The sequence below is a fragment of the Mycobacterium sp. SMC-8 genome (assembly GCF_025263565.1).
Taxonomy (GTDB): domain Bacteria; phylum Actinomycetota; class Actinomycetes; order Mycobacteriales; family Mycobacteriaceae; genus Mycobacterium.
The window spans coordinates 2,460,524-2,485,812 of the sequence record NZ_CP079865.1 but is presented as its reverse complement, the minus strand read 5'-3'; the positions used below and the strand labels follow the sequence as shown (position 1 = coordinate 2,485,812).

The following is a 25,289-nucleotide window of genomic DNA, read 5'->3' as shown; positions in this document are numbered from 1 at the left end:
GGCGGAGTGACCGGCGACGTCACCTCCGGGCAGCGCCCGACGAACTCGCCGCAGCTGGTGCTGGGTTGGGACCTGCAGCCGACGAGTTCTTCGGCGTTGCGGTGCGCGGTCGACCTTGCGACCCGCCTTGGTGCCCATCTGCACGTGGTGCATGTGGCCGACGCCGAAGATCTCCCCGTCGATCCGGACGCCTGCGATTGGGAGGAGCAGCTCGATCAGCGGCTCGCCGATGTCGAGACCACCGCTCGCAGCCTGCTCGACGGGATGGATACGACGTGGACGTACCACGACACCCGGGGACGGCCCAGCGATGCCCTCGCCGAGCTTGCCGAATCCACCGACGCGCTGATGATCGTCGTCGGCGCGCAGCGCGGCGGCATGCACTCCTTCCTCGAATCTCTCGCCGGGGAATCGGTGTCGCGCCAGCTGACCCACCGCCACGGCCGGCCGGTGCTCGTCGTACCCGAACCGCGGGGCACCCGCCAGGCATAACCACCCCCCTCATTGAGATCGCGGTGAGGGCCGCGGTTGGTGGTAAACCTCCGCCAAGGCGATCTCGGCGATCAGGCGGACAGGTCGAACCTGCCCTCGGCCAACCGTTTCGGAGCGCGACCGTCGACCAACTCACTGCGGTCCTCGGGATGTTTCCAGTAATGGCGCACCAGCCAATAGAGTCCGGCACCGCCGGGCACGTAGAGGTCAGCCATGCCAATGATCTCTTCGCCGCCGTCGCGTAATCGAAGTACGACCGCACGAGGTGCTCGCCGCGACTCCGCGTGAGCGGTAACGTCAACGACGTTGTCCCATTCGAAGATTCGCACTGAACGGATGTCGGAGTTCTCGATCACTGCCGGAGTCAACGTGAGATGGCCGAATCCGCGTCGACGCCAAGCTGTGATCAATCCCCAGACCATCGTGCACAACACCGCCGCTGCGGCCCCCACCCACACCGTGCGCAAAGCTCGTGTTTCCGCGAACTCGATTGCACCCACCGGCGCAGCCACCACGAAGATCAGCAGACTTGGTACGGCCGCCACTACACCAGTGACTATCAGATTGCTGGTACGTCGGTCCAGCAATACGGTGAATCCTGTTGCCTTACTGGCTGTACGCAGTGTAGTTCGTCGCAAAATCACCAGCAGGATCGCGGAAGCGAACAGGATCAGAAAGGCGAAGAAACCTAGTGTGACCGCCAACGTGAGATAGCTACCTCGTGTTGAAGCTGTCACTCCGAGACCAAGGTAAGCAAAAGCGAAGCCGATGCACGCCGAGATCGCGACGACGGCAAACCTGCTGCCACGCCGCCATTCCACGGGCTCCGGCAGTTCTAGTACGGACATACGACCTCACCGATGAACTTGCCCATTTCCATGCCTCCGGCGGCACCGAAGCCACCGAGCACGACTGCCCCGAGCGGGACGGTCAACGGCGCGAGGGGACCGCCGAGCACGCCGATAGCAGCCCCGGCTTCGGCCATAGCCCAGCCCCCGCTTCCGCCGGCGACACCGGCGACAAGCGCGATGCAGCGGTCTTTCCCCGACTCCGCCATCACCATGTCGAACACGGTGGTCGCCGCGCTCAGCGCCGGCCCGCCGAACTTCATCGCCTTGCCGATGTTGTCGACCGACTCGGCGGTGAGTATCGGCAGCGAACCGCCGCGGGCGATGTGCTTCTCCAGGCCGCCCATGCCTGTTGTGGTCGCCATGGAAAGGTTGTCGATCAGCTCGACCGGCACGGCGCTGTGCCGTCCGTCCGGCGTCGTGAAACCGGCCGTCCGGTAGCCCGTCGGATCCATCGACATCGTCAGATGCGAACCGTCCGCGTAGGCGATGGTGGTGTAGTCGCAGTCGTTGCCCAGGTCGTGCCAGGAACTCGTCCTGGCGATGAAGTCACCGTTCTTGTCGAACTCCTCCATCTGGAAGAAGTTCTGTTTACTCGGCCACTCGAACGGATCCATCCGCGTGGTGATCGCCTTGCTTCCGTCCTGTTTGATCACCGTCGTCACCTCCTCGCCGTACCGGTTCGTCGAGTAAACGACCTCGCGGATGTGCTGCTGCTGATCGGCCGCGCGGATCGCCTCCTGACCTGCCAATCCGAGGGGATTGCGCGGATCGGGCACCTGGTCGGGCGGGCGCTGCGCTGTCGGCAGCAGCAGGCCCCCGAGATCGGCCGGCGGACCGGGCTCCACGAAACCGGCCTCCTTGCCCGCCGCGATGATCGCGTCGGCGGTCGCGTTGTCGGCGTCTCCCACCGCGCCGAGCATCGTGTTGATCTCTCCTTGTTCCTGCATCGCCAGGGCCTGCAGTTTCGCCATCTCCTCTTCCGACGTCATCATCGGGTCGATGAGCACGACCCACTGGTCGGTGACGTTGAGCGGGCCGGCATCTACCTGGTCAGCCTTGGCCAGCAGCGCCGCCCGGGCACCGCCGATCGTGTTGGCGCCGTTTTTCAGTGCTGCCGCCACTGCTTTCGCGTAGTCGGTGAATTGCTGTGCCTTGATGTCGGCGCGGCCGAACATCCCGGTCGCCGCGTCATGTGCCTCTCCCGACCATCCTTTGACCTCGGGAAGCCGATTGACCGCGTCGTCGATGCCGGATACCGCCGCGCCAACCGATGTGCCGCTGGAATCGACCGCGCCCCCGCTCGCGCTCAACGCGTCCGGGTCCCAGCTTTGCAGCGTTGAGCGGGAAGGCAGCACAAGGGTTGATTCTCCCTCAGCTTCGGAGGGGTTCGGCGCAACATTTGGCGCGGGGGTCTTTGTTTCCCAGATACCGCCATACCGGTTGCCGGACCAGCACGGGCGGCACCGAGGGCCCGGCGACTACGGCTCCACCGCAGCGGTGGGCGGCCAGCGGTTCATCGCGGCCTCCAACTCGGCCTGAGTCAAAGCGCCGACCGGCAACCGGTCCTGCCCCGCGTGACATCGCAAGCCCTGCAACAGGATCGCGACGTAACGTCGCCACAGGTCGGCCGACACCTCGGCCGAATACTCGCTCACTGCGCCTGCCATCAAGCCCAGCAGCGGCATATCCGTCGCCGACACCTCGGGACGCAGATATCCGTCCCGTTTGGCCCGCTCGACGAGTTTCGAAATCCGCGGGTGCAGCCGGGTTCGGCCGGCGTCCACCCGCCCCCCGCAGGACGCCCGACTGAACGCGATCTCGCGCAGGCCGCGGTCGGTCGCGGTCATCTCGCTCAGCTGCCAGACGAAGCTGGACAACCCCTCCCACGAGTCCTCGGCCTCCAGCGCGGACTCGGCCAGCACCACGAGTTGGTCGATCCCGTCCTCGAAGATGGCCTCGAACAACGCCTCCTTGGTGGGGAAGCGCCGGTACACCGTGCCGACACCGAGACCGGCGTGGTGGGCAACCTCGTTGAGCGTGGCCTCCAGCCCGCGCGTGGCACACAGCTCGCGGGCTGCTTCGATGATCCGTCGCCGGTTGCGCTCGGCATCCTTGCGCAGGCCCGACGCCTGCGGATCCCCAGCACTCATGACGGCGAGTCTACGGACCGCAGCCGCCGGCCTTCGGCACCCTTGCCCACGCCCCAGCAGCAATTGTCAAATCACCGGCCCAATTTAGTGATGTGCCTTACCAAAACACAATAACCGGATTGACTCTATCCACTTGCAGGCTTAGATTCCCTAACGATCGCATGTGCCGTCTGATGTCCCGCGGCGCCCCTCATCGAAAGGCACGACCTTGCCTGCCGCTTCCGCGTGCGCAGAAACTTCCCGGAAGACGCTGCACGGCAACCTCACTCACCTCCGGACTGAACGGTGATCGCCGTCGTCAAACGGGTGTGGCTGCCCATGCTGGTGGTGGCCGCGGTGGCGGTCGGCGTGCTGACCGTGTCGCAACTGCGCTCCGTGTTCGGATCTGACGGCGCGATCGTGACCACGGTGGACGCCGACACCGCAGAGTCGTTCAACCCGAAGGTCGTCACGTACGAGGTCTTCGGGTCCGGCTCCTCGGCGACCATCAACTACGTCGACCTCGACGGCAAGCCGCAGCGCACCGGTGAGGTGCCTCTGCCCTGGTCGCTGACGCTGGAGACCACGCTGCCGTCGGTGATGCCGAACATCATGGCCCAGGGCGACGGCCACACCATCGGCTGCCGGGTCATCGTCGATGACGAGATCAAAGACGAAAGGACGGCCGACGGGTTGAACGCCGCGACGTACTGCCTGGTGAAGGCAGCATGACTCTCCTCAGCAGGCGGACCGGCGACAGCCCGGACGACGCGCCCACCGACTCGATCCCGGCGACGCGGCATGCGGCGACCTCGCGGCCCCGGCTGCCGCGATTCATCCGCACCTTCGCCATCCCGATCGTCCTGGCCTGGATCGGTATCGTCGCGTTCCTCAACACGGCCGTGCCGCAGCTCGAAGACGTCGGCAAGCTGCGCGCGGTGTCGATGAGCCCCAACGACGCGCCTGCGCTGATCGCGACCAAGCACGTCGGCGAGAAGTTCCAGGAGTACGACACCTCCAGCTCGGTGATGATCGTGGTGGAGGGCGAGCAGCCGCTCGGGCCGGACGCGCATGCGTTCTACGACGAGGTCGTCCGCGAACTCGACGCCGACACCACCCACGTCCAGCACGTCCAGGATTTCTGGGGTGACACGCTCACCGCGGCCGGCGCGCAGAGCATCGACGGCAAGGCCGCCTACGTCCAGGTGTACATCGCCGGGGACCAAGGCGAGGCGCTCGCCAACGAATCGGTTCGGGCGGTGCGTGACATCGTCGAATCGAACCAGGCTCCAGACGGGGTCAAGGCCTACGTCACGGGTCCCGCGGCGCTCACCACCGATCAGAACATCGTCGGTGACGCCAGCATGAAAACCATTGAGGGCGTGACGATCGCGATCATCATCGTGATGCTGCTGATCATCTACCGGTCGGTCGTCACGATGCTCGTCACCATGACGATGGTCTTCGTCGGATTGTTCTCAGCCCGCGGCATCGTCTCCTTCCTCGGGTACCACGAGGCGTTCGGACTCACCACGTTCGCCACCAGCATGGTGGTGACGCTGGCGATCGCCGCGGCCACCGACTACGCGATCTTCCTGATCGGGCGCTATCAGGAAGCCCGGCGGTCGGGTATGGACCGGGAATCGGCGTACTACGACATGTTCCACGGCACCGCCCACGTGGTACTCGCCTCGGGCATGACGATCGCCGGGGCCACGGCGTGCCTGCACTTCACCCGGCTTCCGTACTTCCAGAGCATGGGTTTCCCGCTCGCGATCGGCATGACGATCGTGGTGGCCGCCGCGCTTACCCTGGGGCCGGCGCTCATCTCGATCGTCACCCGCTTCGGAAAAGTGTTGGAGCCCAAGGGCAACGGCCGTGCCCGAGGGTGGCGGCGACTCGGCGCGGCCACAGTGCGCTGGCCCGGAGCGATCCTCGTGATGGGAATGGTGCTGTGCCTGGTGGGGCTGCTCGCACTACCCGGCTACCACACCACCTACAACGACCGCATCTATCTCCCTGATGACGTGCCCGCCAATGTCGGCTACGCCGCGGCTGACCGGCACTTCTCCGATGCCAAGATGAACCCCGACCTGGTGATGGTCGAATCCGATCACGACATGCGCAACCCCGCCGAATTCCTGGTGATCGACAAGATCGCCAAGGCGCTGGTCCGCGTGCACGGAATAGCCTCGGTCACCACGATCACCCGCCCGGACGGCAAACCCATCAAGCATGCGTCGCTGGCCTACACCCTGGGCCAGAGCGGCACCGGCCAGTTGCTGAACAACGACTTCCAGCAGACCGTGCTGGAGAACACGCTCCAGCAGGCCAACGAGATGCAGGTGACCATCGACTCGATGGAACAGATGCAGCGCATCACCCTGGAACTCGCCGATGTCAGCCGCCGAATGGCCGACAAGATGAGAGACACGTCGGCGAACCTCACCGACGTGCGGGACCACCTGGCAGATTTCGACGACCAGTTCCGTCCGCTCCGGAACTACTTCTATTGGGAGCCACACTGTTTCAACATCCCGATGTGCTGGGCGCTGCGCTCGATTTTCGACAGCCTCGACGGCATCGGCACGATGTCCGACGATTTCACCGAGCTGGTCCCCGACATCGAGCGGATGGCGCAGTTGACGCCGCAGATGGCGGCGCTGATGCCGGCGATGATCCAGACGATGAAGAACCAGAAGCAGATCATGCTGAACCAGTACCAGGCGCAGAAGTTGCAGCAGGATCAGAACATCGCCATGCAGGAGGACAGCACGGCGATGGGCGAGGCGTTCGACACCGCGCGCAATGACGACACCTTCTATCTGCCGCCGGAGGCGTTTGAGACCGCGGACTTCCAGCGGGGGATCAAGCTGTTCATGTCACCGGACGGTAAGGCGGTGCGGTTCACCGTGTTCCATCAGGGTGAGCCGCTGAGCGAGGACGGCACCGAACGGATCGAGCCGTTGCGGATCGCCGCCGCCGACGCCATCAAGGGCACCCCGCTGGAGGGATCGACGGTCTATGTCGGCGGCAGCGCAGCGATGTACAAGGACATGCAGCAGGGCGCTGACTACGATCTGCTGATCGCTGCCGTCGCGTCGTTGATCCTGATCTTCCTGATCATGGTGATCCTCACCCGTGCTGTGGCCGCCGCAGCGGTCATCGTCGGCACCGTGGTGCTGAGTCTGGGGACGTCCTTCGGGCTTTCGGTGCTGATCTGGCAACACATCATCGGCATCCCGCTGGGTTGGATGGTGTTGCCGATGTCGGTGATCGTGCTGTTGGCCGTCGGCGCCGACTACAACCTGCTGCTGGTGTCGCGGATGAAGGAGGAGATCCACGCCGGGCTCGGCACCGGAATCATCCGGTCGATGGCCGGCACCGGATCCGTCGTCACCGCAGCCGGTTTCGTGTTTGCCTTCACCATGATCGGCATGATCGTCAGCGACATGATCGTGATCGGGCAGGTCGGCACCACCATCGGGCTCGGGTTGCTTTTCGACACGTTGGTCGTGCGCTCACTGATGACGCCGTCCATCGCCGCCCTGATGGGCCGCTGGTTCTGGTGGCCGATGCATGTGCGTCCTCGCCCGAAGCCGCAGCCGTGGCCGAAGGCACAGCCCGCCGAGAGTGCGCCTAGCGTGTGAAATCCGCGGAAAAGCCCGCGCTGAGCGCACTCTCGGCGAGGGCAGGCGGGTCCGGCAGCGCCAGTCGGTGGATGATCCGCAACGTCGACCCGTACTGGCGGGCCAGCGACCCCGTGAGGTAGGGCAGGCCGTACTTCTCACAGAGCGGGCGCACCCGACGCGAGATCTCGGCGAGGCGGTTACTGGGCAGGTCCGGGAACAGGTGGTGTTCGATCTGATAGCACAGATTGCCGCTGGTAAACCCCAGCAGCCGACCGGCCTTGAAGTTGGCCGCGCCCAGCATCTGCCGCAAGTACCATTCGGCCCTGGTCTCGCTATCCAGCACGTCGGCGGCGAACTTCTGGGTGCCGTCCGGGAAATGCCCGCAGAAGATCACCACGTACGCCCACAGGTTGCGCAGCAGGTTGGCGACCACGTTGGCCTGTAGGGTCCTGCGCCAGCGCTTGACGCTCAGCGCCGGCCAGAGCACGTAGTCCTTGATCCCCTGGCGGGTGATCTTTCCTGCCAATAACTTGAATTGCGAGTTCTTTTCATCCCGCGGGCGTTCCAGATCGACGCCGTGCAGGGCGATCCCCCATTCGAAAGTCAGTGCCAGGAAAAGGTTCTGTAGCGGCTGCAGCAGATACCTGCGCCGCCAGGGCTGATCGGAGGTCACCCGCATCACGCCGAACCCGAGATCGTCGTCGATACCGATCACGTTGCTGTAGACGTGGTGGCGGTAGTTGTGCGACCGCTTCCACTGCGACGACACCGCAACCATGTCCCACTCCCACGTGCTTGAGTGGATCTCGGGGTCGTTCATCCAATCCCACTGCCCGTGGGACACGTTGTGGCCGATCTCCATGTTCTCGACGCTCTTGGCAAAGCCGAGTGCGGCGGTCCCCACCACCCAGCCGGCGGTCGAGCGGGTGGTGGCGATCAGCAACCGCGCCGCGACGTCGAGTGCGCGCTGGAATTTGATGGTCCGCCGGATATAGGCGGCGTCGCGCCCACCGAGGGACTCCTCGATATCGCTGCGGATCTCGTCGAGCTCGCGTCCCAGACTTTCGATGTCCTCGGGACTCAGATGGGTGTAATGGGCGATGTCGGCGACAGCCATGGTGGGTCCTAGAGTCGTTCCAGCTGAGGGCGCGGAGACTGACCCTGAAACCGAAGAGTGCGGGAACCGGTCGACGGTGTGCGAGGAAGCGGCACCACGCGTCGGCGGGTTGACTTCACACTACCCGACGGCGCAGGGTGGGCACCGGCTCGACCGGCGCGCCGATGATCAGTTGCGCCCAATGCCCCGACACCGGGGCCGGGCGCGCTACGGTTTACCGAGGTTGACCATCCAGCCTCACGGAAGCGTCACGGCGGCGACCCTGATCCCCGCCGATCCACGCACGACGCCCTCCGTCCGTTTCTCGGCGTGCGACATACCAAGAGTCCGTGCCTCGGCGGCACCGCTCCCCGAAGTGGGCCATGCCCTCAATTCACCAGCGCGTGCGCGCTATAGCCGCAAAGGGCTGTCTATGAGCCGATTCACCGAAACCATGTTCGCCAACGCCGAGCGAAGTACCAAGGGCTTCCACACCGGCGAGCCCCACTCGCCGCTTCGGCAGTCCTGGGCAGCAGTGCACCAGCGCGCGCGCAGGATCGCCGGCGGGCTGGCCGCGGCCGGCGTCAACGCCGGCGATGCGGTCGCGATGCTGGCCGGTGCGCCGGTCGAGATCGCGCCTGCCGCTCAAGGCGTCTGGATGCGCGGCGCCAGCGTCACGATGCTGCACCAGCCCACACCGCGCACCGACCTGGTCCGCTGGGCTGACGAGACCACCGCCGTGATCAGCATGATCTCGGCCAGGGCCGTGGTGATCTCCGATCCCTTCATGGCGGCCGCCCCAGTACTGGCCGGCCTGGGCATCACCGTGCTGAGCATCACTGATCTGCTCGCCGGGGAGCCGATCGATCCCGTCGACACCGACGACGACGACGTCGCGCTGATGCAGTTGACGAGCGGCTCCACCGGGTCGCCGAAGGCCGTGCAGATCAGCCATGCCAACATCGTCGCCAACGCCGAGGCCATGACCGCCGGCTGCGCCTTCGACCTCGACACCGACGTGATCGTCAGCTGGCTGCCGTGCTTCCACGACATGGGGATGACGGGGTATCTGACAGTGCCGATGTACTTCGGCGCCGAGCTGGTCAAGATCACCCCGATGGATTTTCTCGGCGATATCTTGTTGTGGCCGAAGCTGATCGACAAGTACCGGGGCACGATGACCGCCGCGCCGAACTTCGCCTACAACCTGCTCGCACGACGGTTGCGCCGGCAGGCGACGCCGGGCGAATTCGATCTGTCCTCACTGCGATGGGCGCTCTCGGGCGCCGAACAGGTGGATCCGATCGACGTCGAGGATCTCTGCGCCGCCGGTGCCCCCTTCGGCCTCAAACCCGAGGCGGTCATCCCCGCCTACGGGATGGCCGAGACGACGGTCGCCGTGTCCTTCTCCGAATGCGGCGGAGGCATGGTCGTCGACGAAGTGGACGCCGACCTGCTCGCCGTGCTGCACCGCGCGGTCCCGGCGAGCCGGGGCCACACCCGCCGCCTCGTCACCCTGGGCCGACCGTTGCAGGGCCTCGAGATTCGGGTCGTCGACGAAGACGGCGCCGAGCTTCCCGCCAGAGGTATCGGCGTCATCGAGGTCCGCGGCGAGCCGGTGACCAAGGGCTACGTCACCGTCGCCGGCTTCATCGGCGCTCAGGATGAGCGCGGGTGGTACGACACCGGCGATCTCGGCTATCTGACCGAGACCGGCCACGTCGTGATCTGTGGGCGTCTCAAAGATGTCATCATCATGGCCGGCCGCAACATCTATCCCACCGACATCGAGCGTGCCGCGGGTCGCGTCGACGGGGTACGGCCCGGATGCGCCGTCGCGGTACGGCTGGACGCCGGCCGGTCGCGGGAGACGTTCGCAGTCGCGGTGGAGTGTAAACACTTCGAGGATGAAGCCGAGGTGCGCCGCGTCGAACGGCAGGTGGCCCACGAGGTGTTCGCCGAGGTCGACGTGCGACCGCGCAACGTTGTGGTGCTGGAGCCCGGCACCATCCCGAAGACACCGTCAGGGAAGCTGCGGCGTGCGCATGCGCTCTCGCTGGTGAACTGAGGAGTATCCTCCATTGGGCATGGCTGATTTCGATGCACAGCCCGGCCGGGCCAGGCAGTCAGATCTGTCGGCTGCGCAGCGCGAAGCCGACGAGATCGACTTGTACGTGGCACTGACTGGCGTGGCAAGCCTGGTCGCCGACGCCCGGCCCGCAAGGGAACTGCTCGGCGCCGTCGCAGAGTTCGCCACCCACGCCCTACCGGGCGTCGACGGCGTCAGCATCACGTTGGCCGAGTTGGGCCAATCCATGATGGACGTCCGAATGACCTCGGCCACATCAGGTTTCATTGCCGAGATAGACCGGGTGCAGTACGAGGAGTTACGCGAGGGACCGTGCATCACCTCCATGCGCACCGGCCGTGCCGCCGTCAGCGGCTCGCTGGGCAGCGATGACCGCTGGCCGCGCTTCGGCGGCCGAGTGGCCCGGATGGCGGTGCATTCGGCGCTGTCGCTTCCCCTGATCATCGACGATCGCGTGATCGGGGCCATCAATGCCTACGCCCGTGCCCGCGACGCCTTCGGAAACCACGCCGTGGAGGTGGGCACCCGCTTTGCCGTGCCGGCGGCGGCGTCGGTGTACAACGCTCAACTGCTGGCCAGTGCACGGGAGCGCACCGAGCGGCTGCAGCGGGCCCTGGGTAACCGCGCCGTCATCGATCAGGCCATCGGAATCATCCGGAGCCGCTCCGGTGTCAGCGTGGAGGAGGCGTTCGACCGGCTCAAGCGCCTGAGTCAGGCCGACAACGTCAAACTCGTGGCGGTCGCCGAGCGCCTCGTGGATGAGGCGGTGCGCCGGGCACGCGCCAGAAAGAACCCCTAATCTCGCACCTCGCCGGCGAACTCCAGAATCGCCGCGACCAGGACCGGGCGGGAGTACTTATCCGTCATCAGACGTCGGGCGACGTGACTCAGGTGTTCGCCGCGGGCCCGGGCATAGGCGCGCAGGATCTCGAACGCGTCCTCGACGGACACGCCAAGGACTTCGCGCAGGAAGCTGGTCGCCTGGTCCACCACGACCCGGGCGGCGAAGGCGGCGCGCAACTGGGGAAGCAGGGACGGGCGCGCCGGTGACAGATCCTGCACGATAGTCACGCACACGATGTGGGCCAGAGTCTGGGCGAGGTGGCGGTCCGCATCCGTGAGCGCGTCGGGTCTGACGGCGAACAGGCCCAGCGCCCCGACGACGTCACCGGCCGCGCACATGGGGACTGCGTCTACCGACCCGAAGCCAGCGTCCAGCGCCGCGGGCACAAACCTCGGCCACCGCAGGACAGCGCCGTGCAGATCGGCCACAGATACCGGCTCACCCGACGCGTAGCAGCCCAGGCACGGGCCCTCGTTTGCGCGCAGCTGGAACAACTCCAACTCCCGGGCCTGCTCGGAGCTGGCTGCCAGCAGATTCAGCTTGCCGAACTGGTCGGCGAGGAGAAAACCGGCGGCCACGTCGAAAAGCTCGGCACAGCGCTCGGTGAGTTCGATGAGCAGGTCCACCACGTCGACATCGACGAGCAGGCGGTCGACGAAGGACACCAGCGCGTCCAGAACCTGTGTTTCTCGCGCGTCGTCCATCAGGCTGCTCCCTATCCGGTGTCGTCGTGATGTCGGTCGTCAGGTAACCGAAGCCGGCGCTTGAGGATCTCGTGGGCAACCTCGGTGGCCGGACGACCGCTGGTATACGCGAAGGCACGCAATCGGATCAGGGCTTCGTCCGGCTCCACTTCGAGCTGGGCGACGAGCATGCCGGTGGCCTGGCTGATCTCGGCGCGCGACAGCTTGTTCAGCTCCGCCCAGGTGTCACTTCCGGGGTCGTTGACGGCGGCCTGCAGATCGGCGTCGAGGAGGTCCAGCAGAGGCGCTTCGGCCAGTTCGGCGGCGACCAGCGCCCCGTCCAGCTGATCGGCGGTGAGCGCACCGGGCCGGACCCGGAACAGATCGAGCGCACCGACGTATTCGCCGGCCACCGCCACAGGGATGGCACAGACGCCGCTGATCTGCATGTCCAGCAATGTCGGCCCGTAGAGGGGCCACCGTCGACCGGCCGGTGCGGCGAGGTCGGCCACCAGCACCGGCACCCGCCGCACCACCGAGTCAAGGCACGGTCCCTCGCCGAGGATGAACTGCTGCTCGTCGTAGTGCCTGGCCGGCGGGCCGCTTGAGCCGAGGGTGCCGGCGTTGGCACCGTCGAACACCAGCGAGATCGCCACCGCGTCGACGTCCAGGAGCGCCACGCACGCTCGACACAAACGGTCAGCGGCCTCGACGCCACGGCGGCCGCCGACAGCCGCGAGCAACTGCTCGGTGATCGACACATTCAGCCGGACAGAAGCCGGGCACAGGGCAGGTACACGCATCGAGCAACGGCGTTCATGCCGACCGCCTTTCATCAGACAAGCGTTCCGCTCCCTCCCGGGAACGGGCGGCTGGTCGGGTGTCAGCGCCAGAAAAGCGATTTCTTCCAACGCTTTTCGTCTCCGTCGACACCGACCCATTCACCGGCCGCGTAGCTGTAGCGGTGCGCTCCTCCGGTGCGGACGACATCGAGTGTGCCGTCGCCGTGTCTGACGTAAACGTCGCCGAATCGCATGTACTCATCGACACGGCCATTGGACAATTTCACCAGGACCGTCATCGTCACGCATCTCCCTGGTACTTGATCACGAGGTCAGCGCACTTTCTCGGGTATGGAGTCCAGCGCATGCAACACGCGCACCGCCAGTTCGCGTGCGGCGTCTTCGTCGAGTGCGGAGTGTTGCCTGACGGTGTCCTGGACGAGCGTTACCCGGTTCTGGTAGGGGGTTCGGAATCTTTTCGGCGCAGCCATCGATTTCCTTTTGACGTCAGGCGTTTTCGCTCGTGATCGAGCTACCCGATACCAACAACGTACGCCGATTATCAGCCCGCGGGGGTGGGCGATCGAAACACGTGTTCCACCTGTCGTCACTCATCACTTCGATTGGGAGATCCCCGTTGACGAATGCGCTCACAGGGAATTCGCCCAGTGACCCCTCGGTTTCACTGGGCGAGCCCCCGCCGGACAATGGCCCGGAGGTCTTGGTGCGCTGTCTCAGCGGCGGGTGTGTTGAAAGTCGGTGGTCGTCAGCAGATGCCGCGCCCGTTCTATTTGGTGGCCGAAGTGGCTGGGCTGTGCTGTGAACCCGAGTGAGTGCGGACCGCGGGCGGAAACGCGAGAGACGACGACCAGCGAGTCGGCGTTGTTCAGCTTAATGAGGCCGGACGTGGGTGGCAAGCCTGAAAAGAGTAGCCAAGAGGCCGAATCTCACTGAGTGTGCGCGGGGCGTTACACCCGTGTCCGCCGCTGCGCCATCAGCTGTGCTGCGACCTGGAGGTAGGCGTCGGCGACAACCGGCCACGCCATCGCCGGCGCCATTTGGCGGGCCTTGGCCGCCATCGCCCCGGCCAGCCGTGGCTGCGTCAGAATCCGACGCAAGGCGGCGGCGAGCGCTTCAGGGTCGTCGTGAGCCACGATGCTGCCGGCACCGTCGCGCAGCAGTTCCACCGCATGCGGGAACGCCGTGGCCACGACAGGCCGACCGCTTGCGACAGCAGCAACAAGGGCCCCCGAGGCCACCTGATCGGCACTGTCGTAGGGCAACACGATGACCGCGGCCGCCTGGTGGAGTGCTGCCAGCGATGCCCGGTCGATGCAGCGGCCGTCCAAGAGCACCGAGTCCGCGACGCCGCTTCGACCGGCCTGCTCCACCCGAGCGTCGCGGTAGGTCTCACCCTCGCCGGCAAGCACTTTCGGATGCGTCGGTCCGGCCACCAGATACCGGGGACGGCCAGGGACGCTCTGCAGCGAGGACATCACGTCGATGACGCGCTCGACACCTTTTCCGGGGCCCAACAGGCCGCAAGTCAGGATGACCGGTCTGCTACCGCGTTTCAACCGTGGACCGCTGGGAAGTACGGCGCCATGCGGAATCATGGCGATCTTGTAGCGGTCCACGCCATACTCACGACACAGTCTCTCCCGCGCCGCCTCGGACAACACCACCAGCCGATCGACCGTGGCCGCCACCCGCTCGAGGACCCAACGTTGGTGCGGAGCAGGGTTTTTGAGAACGTTGTGCACGACGGCAATCGACGGGACGCACAATCCGTCGATGACGTCGAGCAGAGCGTCTCCGTGTGCGCCACCGTAGAGGCCGTGCTCGTGGTGTATCACCGCGACGTCGCTCTGATTGAGCGATGCCACGCACTCGTCTGCCGACGATGCGGAACCGTTGACCAGCTCCCCGACGACCCGGCGGTCGGCAGATCGCGAGCCGTCGGCGACCCGCACGACACCGACGTCGGATCCACGAGCGCTCAACGCGTCCGTCAGCGCACAGATGAAACCGGCCGGCCCCCACGGCGCCGGTGGATAGGCGCCGAGCATCCCGAATCGAACGATTCCCGCGGGCGGACGCCTCGAAGCGGCAGCGAAGGAAGACTCAAAGGTGGGCACAGCGTTCACGACAATCCCGACGGACGGTGGTACCGGCGCGGCGGCGTGAGCGGTTGCTCGTCGAAATCAGCAGAAGTCAGCTGAACATCCCGGACCGGCAGGGTTCCCAGTAGCTTCGAGGCTACACCCGAAGCCGACCCCGCCGTCTCGACATCAGGAGTAGGGTCGAAACATCGGGACCACCCAGGCCCCTTGACGAAGGGCCACCAATGTCTGACAAGTCTCCGCGCCAAACGATGTCGAAGAAGTCCGGAAAGAGCCTGAAAGAGAAACGTGCCGACAAGAACGCGAAGTCGGCAGCCAAGACGGCAGCCGCCGCAACGGTACACGACATCAACATCAAGAGGCATTAACCTCGATCTTTCACGTGGCGGGTAGTTGAGGTCTTTTCGTGGCGTGGGTGGGCGGTTCTGACGTGGGCGGCCTGGGGTTCCGGCGTTGCGTCTCGCCGGTGCTCCTGGGTCCTTTGCTCGTCGGAATGGTTTCTGTGTTTTAGGTGGGTTGCAGTGCGGTCCAGCCGAATTCGATGAGGTCGCTCCACGGCCAGCCTCTTGGCAGCCGTAGGTAGCGGCGACGCCCTGAGGTGATGATGCGTCCGGCGACGGCAAGCAGGCGCAGGCGTAGTCGTTTGGGTTCCCAGCCTCTGGCCGGGTGGCCGGTGAAGGCCAGGACTTGGGTCCAGACCAGCAGGTCAGCGGCCAGCAGGGTGATCTCCAGCCAGATCTGATTCTGGGCGAACCCGTGAAACGGCAGGTTGGTCAGTCCGGTGTCTTTGAGGTTGCGGATGCGGTCTTCCGCGCGGGCGCGTTGACGGTGCCGGACTTCGAGATCGCAGATCGACCAACCGCGGGTGTTGGTCGCAAAGCACGTGATCCGCCACCCGTTGTCATCGGTCAGGCGCAACTGCGCGCCGGGATGGGGACGTTCTCGGCGGGCGATGACCCGCATCCCTGCCGGCCAGCCTTTCAGCGTGTCGGGCAGGTAGCGGGTCAACTCAGCGACCTGGGCGCCCTCGCGTGGTGTGCCGTCGCCGTCGAGGGCAGCCCGCCACGCCCGCCGCGGGACCCGGCGCAGCGCTTCGACGATCGGGGGCATGCCGTAGAACCCGACTGAGTACTGCAGTCCCAGGTCGGTGATGTGGTGCAGGAAGTCCTTGACCCCGCCACCGGTGTCGGTGCGCACCAGCACCCGGGCCCGTTCGGGTTCGGGCAGTTGGGCCAACGCGGCATCCAGGACACTGATGTGGTCAGCAGCGCTGTTGGAGCCGGCTGAGCCGGGTCGCAGCAACCCGACCAGGGCTTCACCGGATCCGTGGCTGCCGTGGTCGACGAAGGCGAGCATGGGATGAAACCCGTATCCGTACTTGAAGGTTGGGGTGGCGCCCTGTTTGTCGCTGTGGGCGGTCACCAGGGTGGCGTCCAGATCGACGATGACCTGGCTGCCTGAGGTACCGGCCAGCGGTTGCTGGCGCCGCCATATGTGCGCGCGGGCTGCTGCCCGGGCCGCGCGGATCGCCGCAACGGCGGCATCGACGTCGCCGGCCAGCGTGGCGATCAGACGTGACACGGTGGCATCGGAGGCCACCGCCCCGAACAGCTCGGGCTGAGCACGCACCACCGCGATATCGGCGGCACAGTCACCGCCGAGTGCCACCGCGATCGCGACATCGGTGAGCACCTTGGCCGGGTCGTGCAGGGTTCGTGGTGCCCGCCACCGCTTCAAGACCTCTGACATGGCCTTTTCCAGTCCCGAGACGTGCAGCGTCCGAGCCAACAGCAGCCCGCCGGCCGACGAGACCAACGACTCGCGACCTGAATCCACCAGCAGAGAACGAACCGCGCTACGCTTCACCTACGGAGTGCCTTCCCGCTTTGTGAACATGGACCCTAGACAAGTCACATTTTCTCAAGCAGGACAGGCACTTCCGTGCATTACAGGTCGTGTCAACAGCCTATTCCACGAAACGTCGAGGTTAAGGCGCAGCTGATTGCGCATGGATCCGGGCGAGTCAGCCCTCGGGTGGCTGTAGGGCGCAGGACGTCAGGATCGCCGTAAGTTGTAGGACGTCATTTCGGTGACCACCGACCGGCCTTCGCCGCGTGGTGATTTCGCCGCTGCAGCCAGAAGCACGTCGACCCCATCGACGATTCCGCCTGCAATGTCACCGATTTCAGGCACATTGTCAGGGCAGGCCGACACGCAGAGATCCATGACATCAGCGCGAGTGGTCACCGTGAGACTCAGACCCCGACCCTCCGCCAGTGGGGCGCTCGTATATGTTCCTGCGACCCTGGCCCCTCCGCAGTAGCCCGGTTGCGCCGACAGGAACGACACGCGGCAGTGGCGGGCCGGCGGCCGCCATGCCGGCACGTTCATGCCCGAGCGCAGAGCCGACGCCCACCGTAACGCCTCCGGTGGCAGAAGGGATGCCATCGACGCGAGATCATCTGCGGTCGAGCTCTTTTCGTCGTCGGTACAGCGATCGATGTTCAGCCTCTCGGTTGCCGTGTGCAGGTTGGTCAGGATCTGCACCGGATCGTCGAGCTGTACCGGAGCGCGCACCAGCCCCATCCTCGACGGGTTCGGTCTGTCGGCGGGATCTCCCGCAGGCTCCGAGAGCGGCACCTCGATCAACAGCGGAGCGTCCGGCACGTCTCCGTACCGGTGCAGCCAATCCCGCAACGACAGGGTCAAGGCGGTCAGGACGACGGTGGCCGTATTGGAACCGAACGCGTCGCTGACCGCCTTCACGTCGTCCAATCTCAGCCTCGCGAGGGCGACCGCCCTCCGCGCTGTCGGCGGGGCGTTCAACACCGTGATGGGCACCGGTCCGCGCATCGACGACACGGCCTCGGTGTCGGTGGGCGAATCCGGCACACCACGCACGGCGCGGCACACTGCGCGCACCGCGCCCGACACGGTGCCGACGATGACCCGTGTCCCGGCCAGTTGGCCCTGGACGATCTCACTCACCGTGTCCGCGACCAGGCCGCCGATCGACGGTGCAGGCCCGAAGCCCGTCTCGGCCGGGGGGTGGCTGAGGCGGTCGGGTTCGGTGGACACCAAGAGTTCCCACAGTGGCGTATCGGCGAGCACAGGCGACGTCATCACCGCCAACCCCCAGCGGCCACCTGCCAGACCATCGATCGTCCAGGCGTGCCACAACGCCCGGGAGCGGTGTTGCGCATCGACGCTCAACCGGGTGAGGACGTCGGCAAGTTCGCGCTCACCTCCGGGCCCAGGCGCCGTCGCCCTGTGGATTTGTGTGCTGGCGTCGTAGCCGTGGACATCGGCCCATACCGGGCGGCCGACGCCCAAGGGCTTGTGAACCAGTCGACTACGAAAACGTCGAAGCCGCGGCAGCGAGGTGGCGACGACCTCGCGAAGTGTCTCGTGGTCGAGATCGGCCGACGCCTCAAGGATTATCAGCGACATCGAGTGGGCGGACGCCGTCGCGGTCTGAAGGTTGAGCTTCAGCGCGTCGGCGACGGCCAACCTGGGCTCATCTGCACCCGCCATGGTCGGATCGTCGATGCTCGTCAGCGCTGACTCGCTGCCAACAGTTGATCGATCCGGGTCGCGTCGTCCGGCGCGGCGGCCGCCATCATCACCGCATGAGCGTGCTCATCGTCCGACTGCGCAGGGACGACGAGCAGGACGGTGCCCGCACCACGGGCGTCGATCACCCCCAGTGTGCTGGCCGGCTGACGGTCGTACCCGTCCAGCCTGATCACCTGGTCGTCGACTTTCAGCTTCCTCGGCGCGGCCTGCCACTCGCCGCGGTTGTACGTCACACGCGAGACGTCGCCCAGTCGTACCGAGAGAACTGCCAGCAGATCGGGCAGTTCTGCAGCGAGATCATCGCTTCGTGGCCACCATGCCCCGTCGACGTACCCGGTGGTGGGAGATTTCCGCTTCAGGCGTAGCCGCGGTGTGCTCTCAGGTCCGTTGTGGGGTTGGCCGTAGCCAGTGCCCCTGTGTTGCTGTGCCATCTGGCGTCCCGACTGGGTTGACGTGCGGACCCGGTTTGACCGGCGACGACGCGATCTCAAATATGCGCGTGCGACATTCCGCCGGTATGTCCACTGTACGCCTGCACGTGTTCCGCCGAGATCGCTTCTGTCGCGGTGATTTCGAGAAAGCGGCCGCGTGGAATGCGATTTCGGCGGGAACTCACGCGGCGTCGGCACCTGCCGAGAGGGACGGCGGCGGCGACGCGGACGATGACGCGACTGCGCTCACCGTCGGCAGCTTGATCGACATCCCCTCGACGGTCACATGCCCCCATGAATAGAAGTTCAGGAACGAGAACGTCGACGTCACGATCTGCACGGTCACCGACTGACCCGGCTGGAGCGTGTGTGCCACCTGCTCCATCGAGAACGTCACCGTGTGCGATTCCCCGTCCAGCTCAACCGGAATCGGTGTCGCCTGGTTACCCAGCACCAAGCCCGTCTCGTCGTCGACGATCTGGGCGTACACGTGCTTGGCCGTCCCCCGGCCCGAGTACGTCAGCGTCAGCTCCGGTGCCCCCACGATCTGAGTCTCGACGTCGACGTCGGGCACGCGCAGGTTCACCGCGTTCAGCGCCGGCGCCGCTGACGGCAGTCCGACCAGTGTGCGCACCAGTCCCCGCAACAGGATCGCCGGGTTCGGGCCCGAGCCGCCGATGAACGGCACGAAGGGCAGCGTCTTGCGGTCATCACTGGACGCCTCGATCGGCGCACCGGTCGAACCCACCGGATAGGTCTCCGACGAATACCATTCGCCGTTCTGGTCCACCCACTCGAACTGCGGTCCCGTTTCGACGTCCTCACCCTTGACGTAGCGGTCCAGCCACTCCAGCGTCTCGCCCCACACCTTGCGGCCGTCGTTGAAGCTGCTCAGGCATGCGCCGTGGCCTCCGCAGTACCAGAGCACCTTCGTCGTGGTTCCGGCCTCGATCAACTCCACCGCGTTGCGGTGCGCCTGGTCCAGCGTGAACAACGTGTCGACTGTGCCCTGGATCAGCAACGTGGGAATAGTGATGTCCTGCAATTGATCTTGATATCCGAAGCTCTCCACCAGCTCGATGTCGGCCGGATCGGCATAACCGAGCAGCACACCGGAGATCGCCACAGGGAAGATCCGCGGATGCTCGCGCGCCAACGTCAGGGCCAGCACCGTCGGCAGCAGCGTGCCCCAGCCGCTGTTCACCGCCTGGCGCGGGAACAGCACATCGGTGAGGTTGTTCCACGCGATGGTCGGCACGATCGCATCGATCCGGTGATCGATTGCGGCAGCGGCCAATTGGATGCCGCCGCCGTAGGACGCGCCGACCATACCGATCTTCGGATCACCGTCGACCTTCTCGACCGCGTCGAGTGTGGACAGCCAGCTGATGATGTGCGAGACGTCGCGGCCCTCGTAATCGGGCGAGTCGAGGAACATCGTGCCCTCGGAATGCCACTCCCCGCGCGGATCCCAGGTCACCACGTTGTAGCCCGCCTTGCGCAGCATGCCGACACCGACGACGTCGTTGGGCAGGAACCCGTCGATGTCGATGCCCAGCGTCGTCGCTCCGGGCAGCCCCAGCCCCGGGCCGGAGAGCACCGTCGGTGCGCTCTCGCCGGCCTTGAGTCCCTTGGCCGGCATGAAATGCACGTAGATCTTCGCGCCGTCGAACGACGTGACCCGCACGGTGCGCGGCTTCGGGTCACCGGGCGCCGCGTCGTGGTCCACCGGCCAGCCGATCAACGGATGCAGGAACTCCCCGACGAACGGCAGCGCGTGCACCAGATGCACCAGCGGCGTGACGACGAACCGGCCCAGCACCGGGACGTGCTGCAGCCACTCGAACGGCGGCTTGAAGTCCTCGACCACGACGTCGGTCGGAATCGGGTACTCGTCGGCGGCGAGGCTGGTGCTGACCTGGTCACCGACCGACTGCGGCGTCTCGTTGGTGGCCTCGCGTCCGGCGGCCAGCACCGACATCACCAACGACGCCAGCGCCCCGCCGGGCGTCTCGGGTTCGGCGGGCAGTTCGGGGACCGTCGCGTCCGCCAGTTCCCGGGTCTCGGTGTCGGGCTCGACCGGTCCCGACACGTCGTCGGCAACGACAGGCGCAACGGCCGGCTGATCGGCGACGGGGTTGACGGTGGGACCGGGGACGGGCTCGCCGGCGGTCTGACCGCCGGTCGGTTCTCCCGCCGGTCCTTCCTCGGTTGCCGCACCGTCGTCCGCAAGGACGACCTCGGCCGGCTCGCCGACGTCGCCGACCGGCTCGTCGTCCTCGACGACGACCGCCTCGTCGGATGGCGACTTCCGGTCCCCGTCGGCGGCTTGCCCGTCGCCGGCCTCGTCACCGCCGGCCTCTTCACCGCCCGGCTGCCCCGCGACAGCTTCCTCGTGCTCGGGCTCGCCTTCGCCGGCTTCCTCGTCGACACCTTCTTCGGCGCCCGGCTCGCCTTCGCCGGCTTCCTCGGCGACGTCCTCCGTGCCGCCGGGCTCCTCCGCCCCTGGTTCGCTCGCAATCTCCGCTGCTTCCCCTGCCGCGGAGAGATCTTTGGATTCCCTTGTCCCCGAAACGTTTTCGTTGGCAGCAGTTGACGCCGACGAGGTCGAATTCTCGGCGGACTGCGACGTCTCTGACTCCGCGCCGCCGCCACTGTCGTCAGCCTGCGCGACCCCCGCGCCGGTGAACACCGCCGCACCGATCCCCAGCGCGACCGCCAACCCACCAACTCGACCCACATACGCCCCGGCACCCATGACTTATGTGTTTACCCTGCGCCGGCCGCCTTGCGGAAGCCCTTTGCCGATATTTCTTACCGATGAGTCAGTTCGCGGGCGCCCCGCACTCTTCGCCGGGCCGACTCACCGCGGCCCGTCGGGTAGCGCCAGCCTGTTGATCGCGCACCAGACCTGAAAGTACTGCCGGGCCAGCGGTCCCGTGGTGTATGGCAGACGGTACTTCTCGCAAAGGGCGCGCACGCGCTCGGCGATCTGCGCGTAGCGGTTGCTCGGCAGGTCGGGAAACAAGTGGTGCTCGATCTGGTAGCACAGATTGCCACTGGCGAAGGCCAGAGCCGGGCCGGCGGTGAAGTTCGCCGAGCCCAGGATCTGCCGCAGGTACCACTCGCCGCGTGTCTCCGTGGCGAGCACGTCCTCGGTGAATTTCTCGGCGCCGTCCGGGAAGTGCCCACAGAAGATCACCACATAGGCCCACAGGTTGCGCGCCAGATTTGCCACCACGTTCGCGCCCAGCGCGCGGCGCCACCGAAACCCGCTCAGCGCCGGGAACACGACGTAATCCTTCATCATCTGGCGGGCGATCTTGCCGACGAAGCTCCTGCGCGCCCGGCTCACCGCGGCCGCATCGGGTGTCAACCGGTCCCGCTCTGAGTGCACGCCGTGCAGGCCGATGCCCCATTCGAAAATCATGGCCAGCAACACATTCCGGAACGGCTGCGCCAGATGCTCGCGCTTCCACGGTACGTCGCGGGTCACCCGCATGATGCCGAAGCCCAGATCGTCGTCGACACCGACGATGTTGTTGAAGACGTGATGACGATAGTTGTGCGAGTAACGCCATTGCGAGGACACCGCCACCATGTCCCACTCCCAGGTGTTGGAGTGGATCTCCGGATCGTTCATCCAGTCCCATTGGCCGTGGCTGACGTTGTGGCCGATCTCCATGTTCTCGACGCTCTTGGCGAACGCCAGCATCGAGGTCCCCAGCAGCCAACCGGTCCGGCGCCGGCTCGCACCGATGACCAGGCGCGCGAGGACTTCCAACGTCCGCTGAAATCGGATGGTGCGACGGATGTACGCGGCGTCCCGCTCGCCGAGAGATTCTTCGACGTCGCGGCGGATCGCGTCGAGTTCACAAGCGAGTTGGTCGATGTCCGCGTCGGTCAGATGCGCGTAGGCAGCGACATCAGTGATGGCCAAAGAAACTACCGAATCCGTTGTGGGTTCTGGCGATAACGTCGGTTTTTCGCCCTGAAAGGAGAGTGGGCTGACAGGATTTCTCCTGCCAGCCCACACTGCGGAATCTGAAGTCTGTTAGACCGCGGTCACTCGGACGGCCTGCGGCCCCTTGTTCCCCTGTTCCACCTCGAACTCGACGCGCTGATTCTCGTCGAGCGAGCGGTATCCGCTGCCGGTGATCTCCGAGTAGTGGACAAACACATCCGGTGCGCCGCCATCGGGAGCGATGAAGCCGAAGCCCTTATCGCCGTTGAACCATTTCACAGTTCCCTGTGCCATACATTTCTTCTCTCACTTTGATCGAATGTCAGACAGACATCCAAGATCAGGCTAGCACGGCCCGGGTGCACAACCTAGGCATGTGCAAATTCGCTTCCACATTCGCTGCAGCGCAACGCTTTCAATTTCGGCTGTCGCGCGCTAGATCGCGGCTGTCTCGCTCCACTTTCTGCTCTCGGCCTCGGCCAGACGCATCACCACACACGCGGTGTTGAACAGCCGTCCGTCGCCCATCCCCTCGGAGGTGGGCAGCCGTGCGGCGGTGCGTAACACCATCGCGCCCAGCGCCTGCGACGTCATGCTCGGTACCACCAGCAGTTTGACGCACGCGGTGCGGCCGTCGATGTTCATCAGGCGTGGGCGCCGGTGGTGTTCACCGGGAAGTTTGTGGGTGGAGGCCGTCGCGATGGTCTCCAGGTCGAGCTGCCCTTCGGTGGCCGACCAGTTGACCCGGATTCCGAGTACCTCGCCCAACTGCGGGTGTAATGCGCCGATCAGATCGGGCAATTCGCGCGCCATCGCCGCCGAGTGCGGCCACCACGCGCCGTCGATGCCGGTGCCGAGTTCTTTGGCCAGGGTCACCCTGACCGGTCTTGCCGCCCGCCGTGCGAGCGGTATTCCGTTCACCGCGAACGCGATTCGGTGGGTGAACCGTTCTGCTGAAGATCGGAGAAGATCGGGTTCTGCACCCGCTCGTCGGAGGTGTTGCCGAGTGGCTCGGCCTGCGCAGTCTGTCGATGCGAGAACAAGTCAGACGTGTCCATAGTGAAAATCCTTGAGTGGTGCCGGGCGTGCCCCGCACAGTGTCCGAGCGAAGAGAATCGCGTCGCGGGTCGAGTACATACCTGCCACGTTGTGGCGGCGGACCCACTGTCCGCGAACTCGACCTGTGTTCGAGAGTACACCTCGACCCTCAGCCGGGATGGCTGACCGGACAGGACGGTGCAGCGGATTGCGCCGCCGCGGGCGCCGTGTACCTGGCCCGGACCCTGATCCGTGCGCCGCGGTGCGGTTCGAAGATGACGGCCCGCAGCCGGCGCCGCTCCCCACGCGCGTTGGTGGTCTCCAGCTCGACGCGGCGCAGGATCTCGCGCAGCACCACCCGGAACTCGACGTTGGCGAACGTCGCGCCCAGACAGCGCCGGTTGCCGCCGCCGAACGGCAGGTACGACGACGGGCTGAGCGTCGCCCCGACCATCCGGTCGGGATCGAAGCGATGCGGGTCGGGATACAGCCGTGGATCCATGTGCACTAGCACCAGGCCGGGGATCACCATCACCCCGTCCGGGAGCAGGTGGCCGGCGAGCGGGACGGGCTCGGTGAGCACGCGGCCGACGTCGAACACCACCGACCGGTTCCGCAACGTCTCCTTGCCGACCGCGTCCAGGTACTCGTCGTCGCCGTCGCGCGCCGCGCGCACCGCCTTGGCCAGCAGTGCAGGGTGACGGGTGAGCCGCTCCAGCGCCCACGACAGGCTGGTCGCGGTGGTGTCGTGCCCGGCCGCCAGCAGCGTCATCAGCTGATCGCGCAGTTCCTGATCGGTCATGCCGTCGGCGCGGACCAGCATCGCGAGGGCGTCGGTGCGGCCGGCCAGGTTCGGGTCGGCGCGACGGTCGGCGATCTCGGCGTAGAGCAGCCGGTCGGCCTCGGCGATGGCGTCGCGCACCGAGCGCCACGGCCGCCGGCGGAGCAGGTCCGGGTTCGCGATGCCCAGTGTCTGCCAGGGTCCGACCCGCAGCACCCGGGGCATCACCGCCCGCAGCGCCGCCAGCCGGGCGGGGTCACTGGCTCCGATCACCGTCCGCAGGATCACTTCCAGCGTGATCTCCGACATCTTCGGCGCGGCCGGGAACGTCCGGCGCAGCGGCCAGCCGGCGATGTTGTCCGCGGCGATCTGCGCAATGGTCGACTCCTGCGCCGCGACCGCGTCGCGCGCGAACGGCGCGAGCATCAGCCGCCTGCGCTCGCGGTGAACGTCGCCGTCGATCACCAGCACCGACGACTTACCCAGCAGACCGGCCAGCATCGCGTTGGCCTCGCCGGCATGAAACACCCGCGGGTCCCCGGCGAACACCGTCTTGATGTCGGCGGGATCGGTCAGGTAGACCAGCGTGCCCATTCCTGCCACCCGCAGCGTGAAGGTCGCCCCGTAGCGGCGCCGGCACGCGGCCAGATAGCGCGGGCCGCATCTCAGCATCAGCGTGGCCTGCAGCGACCGGGGTAACCGCGGGCCCGGCGGCAATGACGTCGTCGTCATCGTCCCAGCGTACGAGCCGTCCGCGGGTGCGGAACGGTTATCCGGG

Annotated in this window: 24 protein-coding genes; 6 read left to right on the top strand and 18 right to left on the bottom strand. The window is 66.2% G+C overall.

The window, feature by feature from the left end:
* Positions 1-6: 6 nt before the first annotated feature.
* Positions 7-492: a universal stress protein gene (locus KXD97_RS12195; RefSeq protein ID WP_260757032.1), complete on the top strand. Its 486-nt coding sequence runs from the start codon at positions 7-9 to the stop codon at positions 490-492.
* Between the two features lie 71 nt (positions 493-563).
* Here KXD97_RS12195 and KXD97_RS12190 read toward each other — a convergent pair whose 3' ends face one another.
* From KXD97_RS12190 to KXD97_RS12180, 3 genes are all read right to left on the bottom strand, one after another.
* Positions 564-1,340, bottom strand: coding sequence for a hypothetical protein (locus tag KXD97_RS12190; protein ID WP_260757031.1), 777 nt, complete (start codon positions 1,338-1,340; stop codon positions 564-566).
* Positions 1,328-2,698 (bottom strand): hypothetical protein, encoded by a 1,371-nt coding sequence (locus KXD97_RS12185; protein WP_260757030.1) that lies wholly within the window; start codon positions 2,696-2,698, stop codon positions 1,328-1,330. The genes KXD97_RS12190 and KXD97_RS12185 overlap by 13 nt, the downstream gene beginning before the upstream one ends.
* A gap of 123 nt (positions 2,699-2,821) precedes the next feature.
* Positions 2,822-3,493 (bottom strand): TetR/AcrR family transcriptional regulator, encoded by a 672-nt coding sequence (locus tag KXD97_RS12180; RefSeq protein WP_260757029.1) that lies wholly within the window; start codon positions 3,491-3,493, stop codon positions 2,822-2,824.
* Positions 3,494-3,778: 285 nt separating this feature from the next.
* Between KXD97_RS12180 and KXD97_RS12175 the strand changes: the two genes are divergently transcribed.
* Entirely contained in the window at positions 3,779-4,204 is a 426-nt protein-coding gene (locus tag KXD97_RS12175) for an MmpS family protein (RefSeq protein ID WP_260757028.1), read from the top strand.
* Entirely contained in the window at positions 4,201-7,122 is a 2,922-nt protein-coding gene (locus KXD97_RS12170; protein ID WP_260757027.1) for an RND family transporter, read from the top strand. The genes KXD97_RS12175 and KXD97_RS12170 overlap by 4 nt, the downstream gene beginning before the upstream one ends.
* Here the strand turns inward: KXD97_RS12170 and KXD97_RS12165 are convergent.
* A complete protein-coding gene (locus KXD97_RS12165; protein WP_260757026.1) occupies positions 7,112-8,221 on the bottom strand; it encodes an acyl-CoA desaturase in 1,110 nt (369 codons plus the stop codon). The two genes, KXD97_RS12170 and KXD97_RS12165, sit on opposite strands and share 11 nt — an antisense overlap.
* Before the next feature lie 412 nt (positions 8,222-8,633).
* Here KXD97_RS12165 and KXD97_RS12160 point away from each other — a divergent pair, with 412 nt between their 5' ends.
* Positions 8,634-10,268: a fatty acyl-AMP ligase gene (locus KXD97_RS12160; protein ID WP_260757025.1), complete on the top strand. Its 1,635-nt coding sequence runs from the start codon at positions 8,634-8,636 to the stop codon at positions 10,266-10,268.
* Between the two features lie 19 nt (positions 10,269-10,287).
* Positions 10,288-11,088 (top strand): GAF and ANTAR domain-containing protein, encoded by an 801-nt coding sequence (locus KXD97_RS12155; protein WP_260757024.1) that lies wholly within the window; start codon positions 10,288-10,290, stop codon positions 11,086-11,088.
* Here KXD97_RS12155 and KXD97_RS12150 read toward each other — a convergent pair.
* The 5 genes from KXD97_RS12150 to KXD97_RS12130 all read right to left on the bottom strand — a co-directional run bounded on the left by KXD97_RS12150 (position 11,085) and on the right by KXD97_RS12130 (position 14,667).
* Positions 11,085-11,840 (bottom strand): GAF and ANTAR domain-containing protein, encoded by a 756-nt coding sequence (locus tag KXD97_RS12150; protein ID WP_260757934.1) that lies wholly within the window; start codon positions 11,838-11,840, stop codon positions 11,085-11,087. The two genes, KXD97_RS12155 and KXD97_RS12150, sit on opposite strands and share 4 nt — an antisense overlap.
* An 8-nt stretch (positions 11,841-11,848) precedes the next feature.
* Entirely contained in the window at positions 11,849-12,577 is a 729-nt protein-coding gene (locus tag KXD97_RS12145; protein ID WP_260757933.1) for a GAF and ANTAR domain-containing protein, read from the bottom strand.
* A 122-nt stretch (positions 12,578-12,699) separates the two neighbouring features.
* Positions 12,700-12,897 (bottom strand): hypothetical protein, encoded by a 198-nt coding sequence (locus tag KXD97_RS12140; RefSeq protein WP_260757932.1) that lies wholly within the window; start codon positions 12,895-12,897, stop codon positions 12,700-12,702.
* 33 nt (positions 12,898-12,930) lie between these two features.
* Positions 12,931-13,089, bottom strand: coding sequence for a DUF6307 family protein (locus KXD97_RS12135; protein ID WP_260757023.1), 159 nt, complete (start codon positions 13,087-13,089; stop codon positions 12,931-12,933).
* 477 nt (positions 13,090-13,566) lie between these two features.
* On the bottom strand, positions 13,567-14,667 hold the full coding sequence (locus KXD97_RS12130) for a glycosyltransferase (RefSeq protein WP_260757021.1): 1,101 nt from the start codon (positions 14,665-14,667) through the stop codon (positions 13,567-13,569).
* A 278-nt stretch (positions 14,668-14,945) separates the two neighbouring features.
* Between KXD97_RS12130 and KXD97_RS12125 the strand changes: the two genes are divergently transcribed.
* Positions 14,946-15,089 carry a hypothetical protein gene (locus tag KXD97_RS12125; protein WP_260757020.1) on the top strand — a complete coding sequence of 48 codons (144 nt, stop codon included), beginning with the start codon at positions 14,946-14,948 and terminating at the stop codon, positions 15,087-15,089.
* A 139-nt stretch (positions 15,090-15,228) separates the two neighbouring features.
* Here the strand turns inward: KXD97_RS12125 and KXD97_RS12120 are convergent, their stop codons facing one another.
* The 9 genes from KXD97_RS12120 to KXD97_RS12080 all read right to left on the bottom strand — a co-directional run bounded on the left by KXD97_RS12120 (position 15,229) and on the right by KXD97_RS12080 (position 25,243).
* On the bottom strand, positions 15,229-16,587 hold the full coding sequence (locus KXD97_RS12120) for an IS1380 family transposase (RefSeq protein WP_313901315.1): 1,359 nt from the start codon (positions 16,585-16,587) through the stop codon (positions 15,229-15,231).
* Positions 16,588-16,776: 189 nt separating this feature from the next.
* Positions 16,777-18,255 (bottom strand): wax ester/triacylglycerol synthase domain-containing protein, encoded by a 1,479-nt coding sequence (locus KXD97_RS12115; RefSeq protein WP_260757019.1) that lies wholly within the window; start codon positions 18,253-18,255, stop codon positions 16,777-16,779.
* Positions 18,256-18,275: 20 nt separating this feature from the next.
* Positions 18,276-18,728: a DUF5994 family protein gene (locus KXD97_RS12110; protein ID WP_260757018.1), complete on the bottom strand. Its 453-nt coding sequence runs from the start codon at positions 18,726-18,728 to the stop codon at positions 18,276-18,278.
* Between the two features lie 181 nt (positions 18,729-18,909).
* The gene (locus tag KXD97_RS12105; RefSeq protein WP_260757016.1) at positions 18,910-21,486 is read right to left on the bottom strand and encodes a CocE/NonD family hydrolase; all 2,577 of its coding nucleotides are present in this window, start codon (positions 21,484-21,486) and stop codon (positions 18,910-18,912) included.
* 105 nt (positions 21,487-21,591) lie between these two features.
* Complete coding sequence (locus tag KXD97_RS12100; protein WP_313901370.1) at positions 21,592-22,668, bottom strand: fatty acid desaturase; 1,077 nt, start codon at positions 22,666-22,668, stop codon at positions 21,592-21,594.
* A gap of 114 nt (positions 22,669-22,782) precedes the next feature.
* The gene (locus KXD97_RS12095) at positions 22,783-22,986 is read right to left on the bottom strand and encodes a cold-shock protein (protein WP_260757014.1); all 204 of its coding nucleotides are present in this window, start codon (positions 22,984-22,986) and stop codon (positions 22,783-22,785) included.
* A gap of 141 nt (positions 22,987-23,127) precedes the next feature.
* Positions 23,128-23,613: a DUF5994 family protein gene (locus tag KXD97_RS12090; protein ID WP_260757013.1), complete on the bottom strand. Its 486-nt coding sequence runs from the start codon at positions 23,611-23,613 to the stop codon at positions 23,128-23,130.
* Complete coding sequence (locus KXD97_RS12085; RefSeq protein WP_260757012.1) at positions 23,610-23,750, bottom strand: hypothetical protein; 141 nt, start codon at positions 23,748-23,750, stop codon at positions 23,610-23,612. Before KXD97_RS12085 ends, KXD97_RS12090 begins: the two co-directional genes overlap by 4 nt.
* Before the next feature lie 149 nt (positions 23,751-23,899).
* Positions 23,900-25,243 carry a cytochrome P450 gene (locus tag KXD97_RS12080; RefSeq protein ID WP_260757011.1) on the bottom strand — a complete coding sequence of 448 codons (1,344 nt, stop codon included), beginning with the start codon at positions 25,241-25,243 and terminating at the stop codon, positions 23,900-23,902.
* Positions 25,244-25,289: the final 46 nt, after the last annotated feature.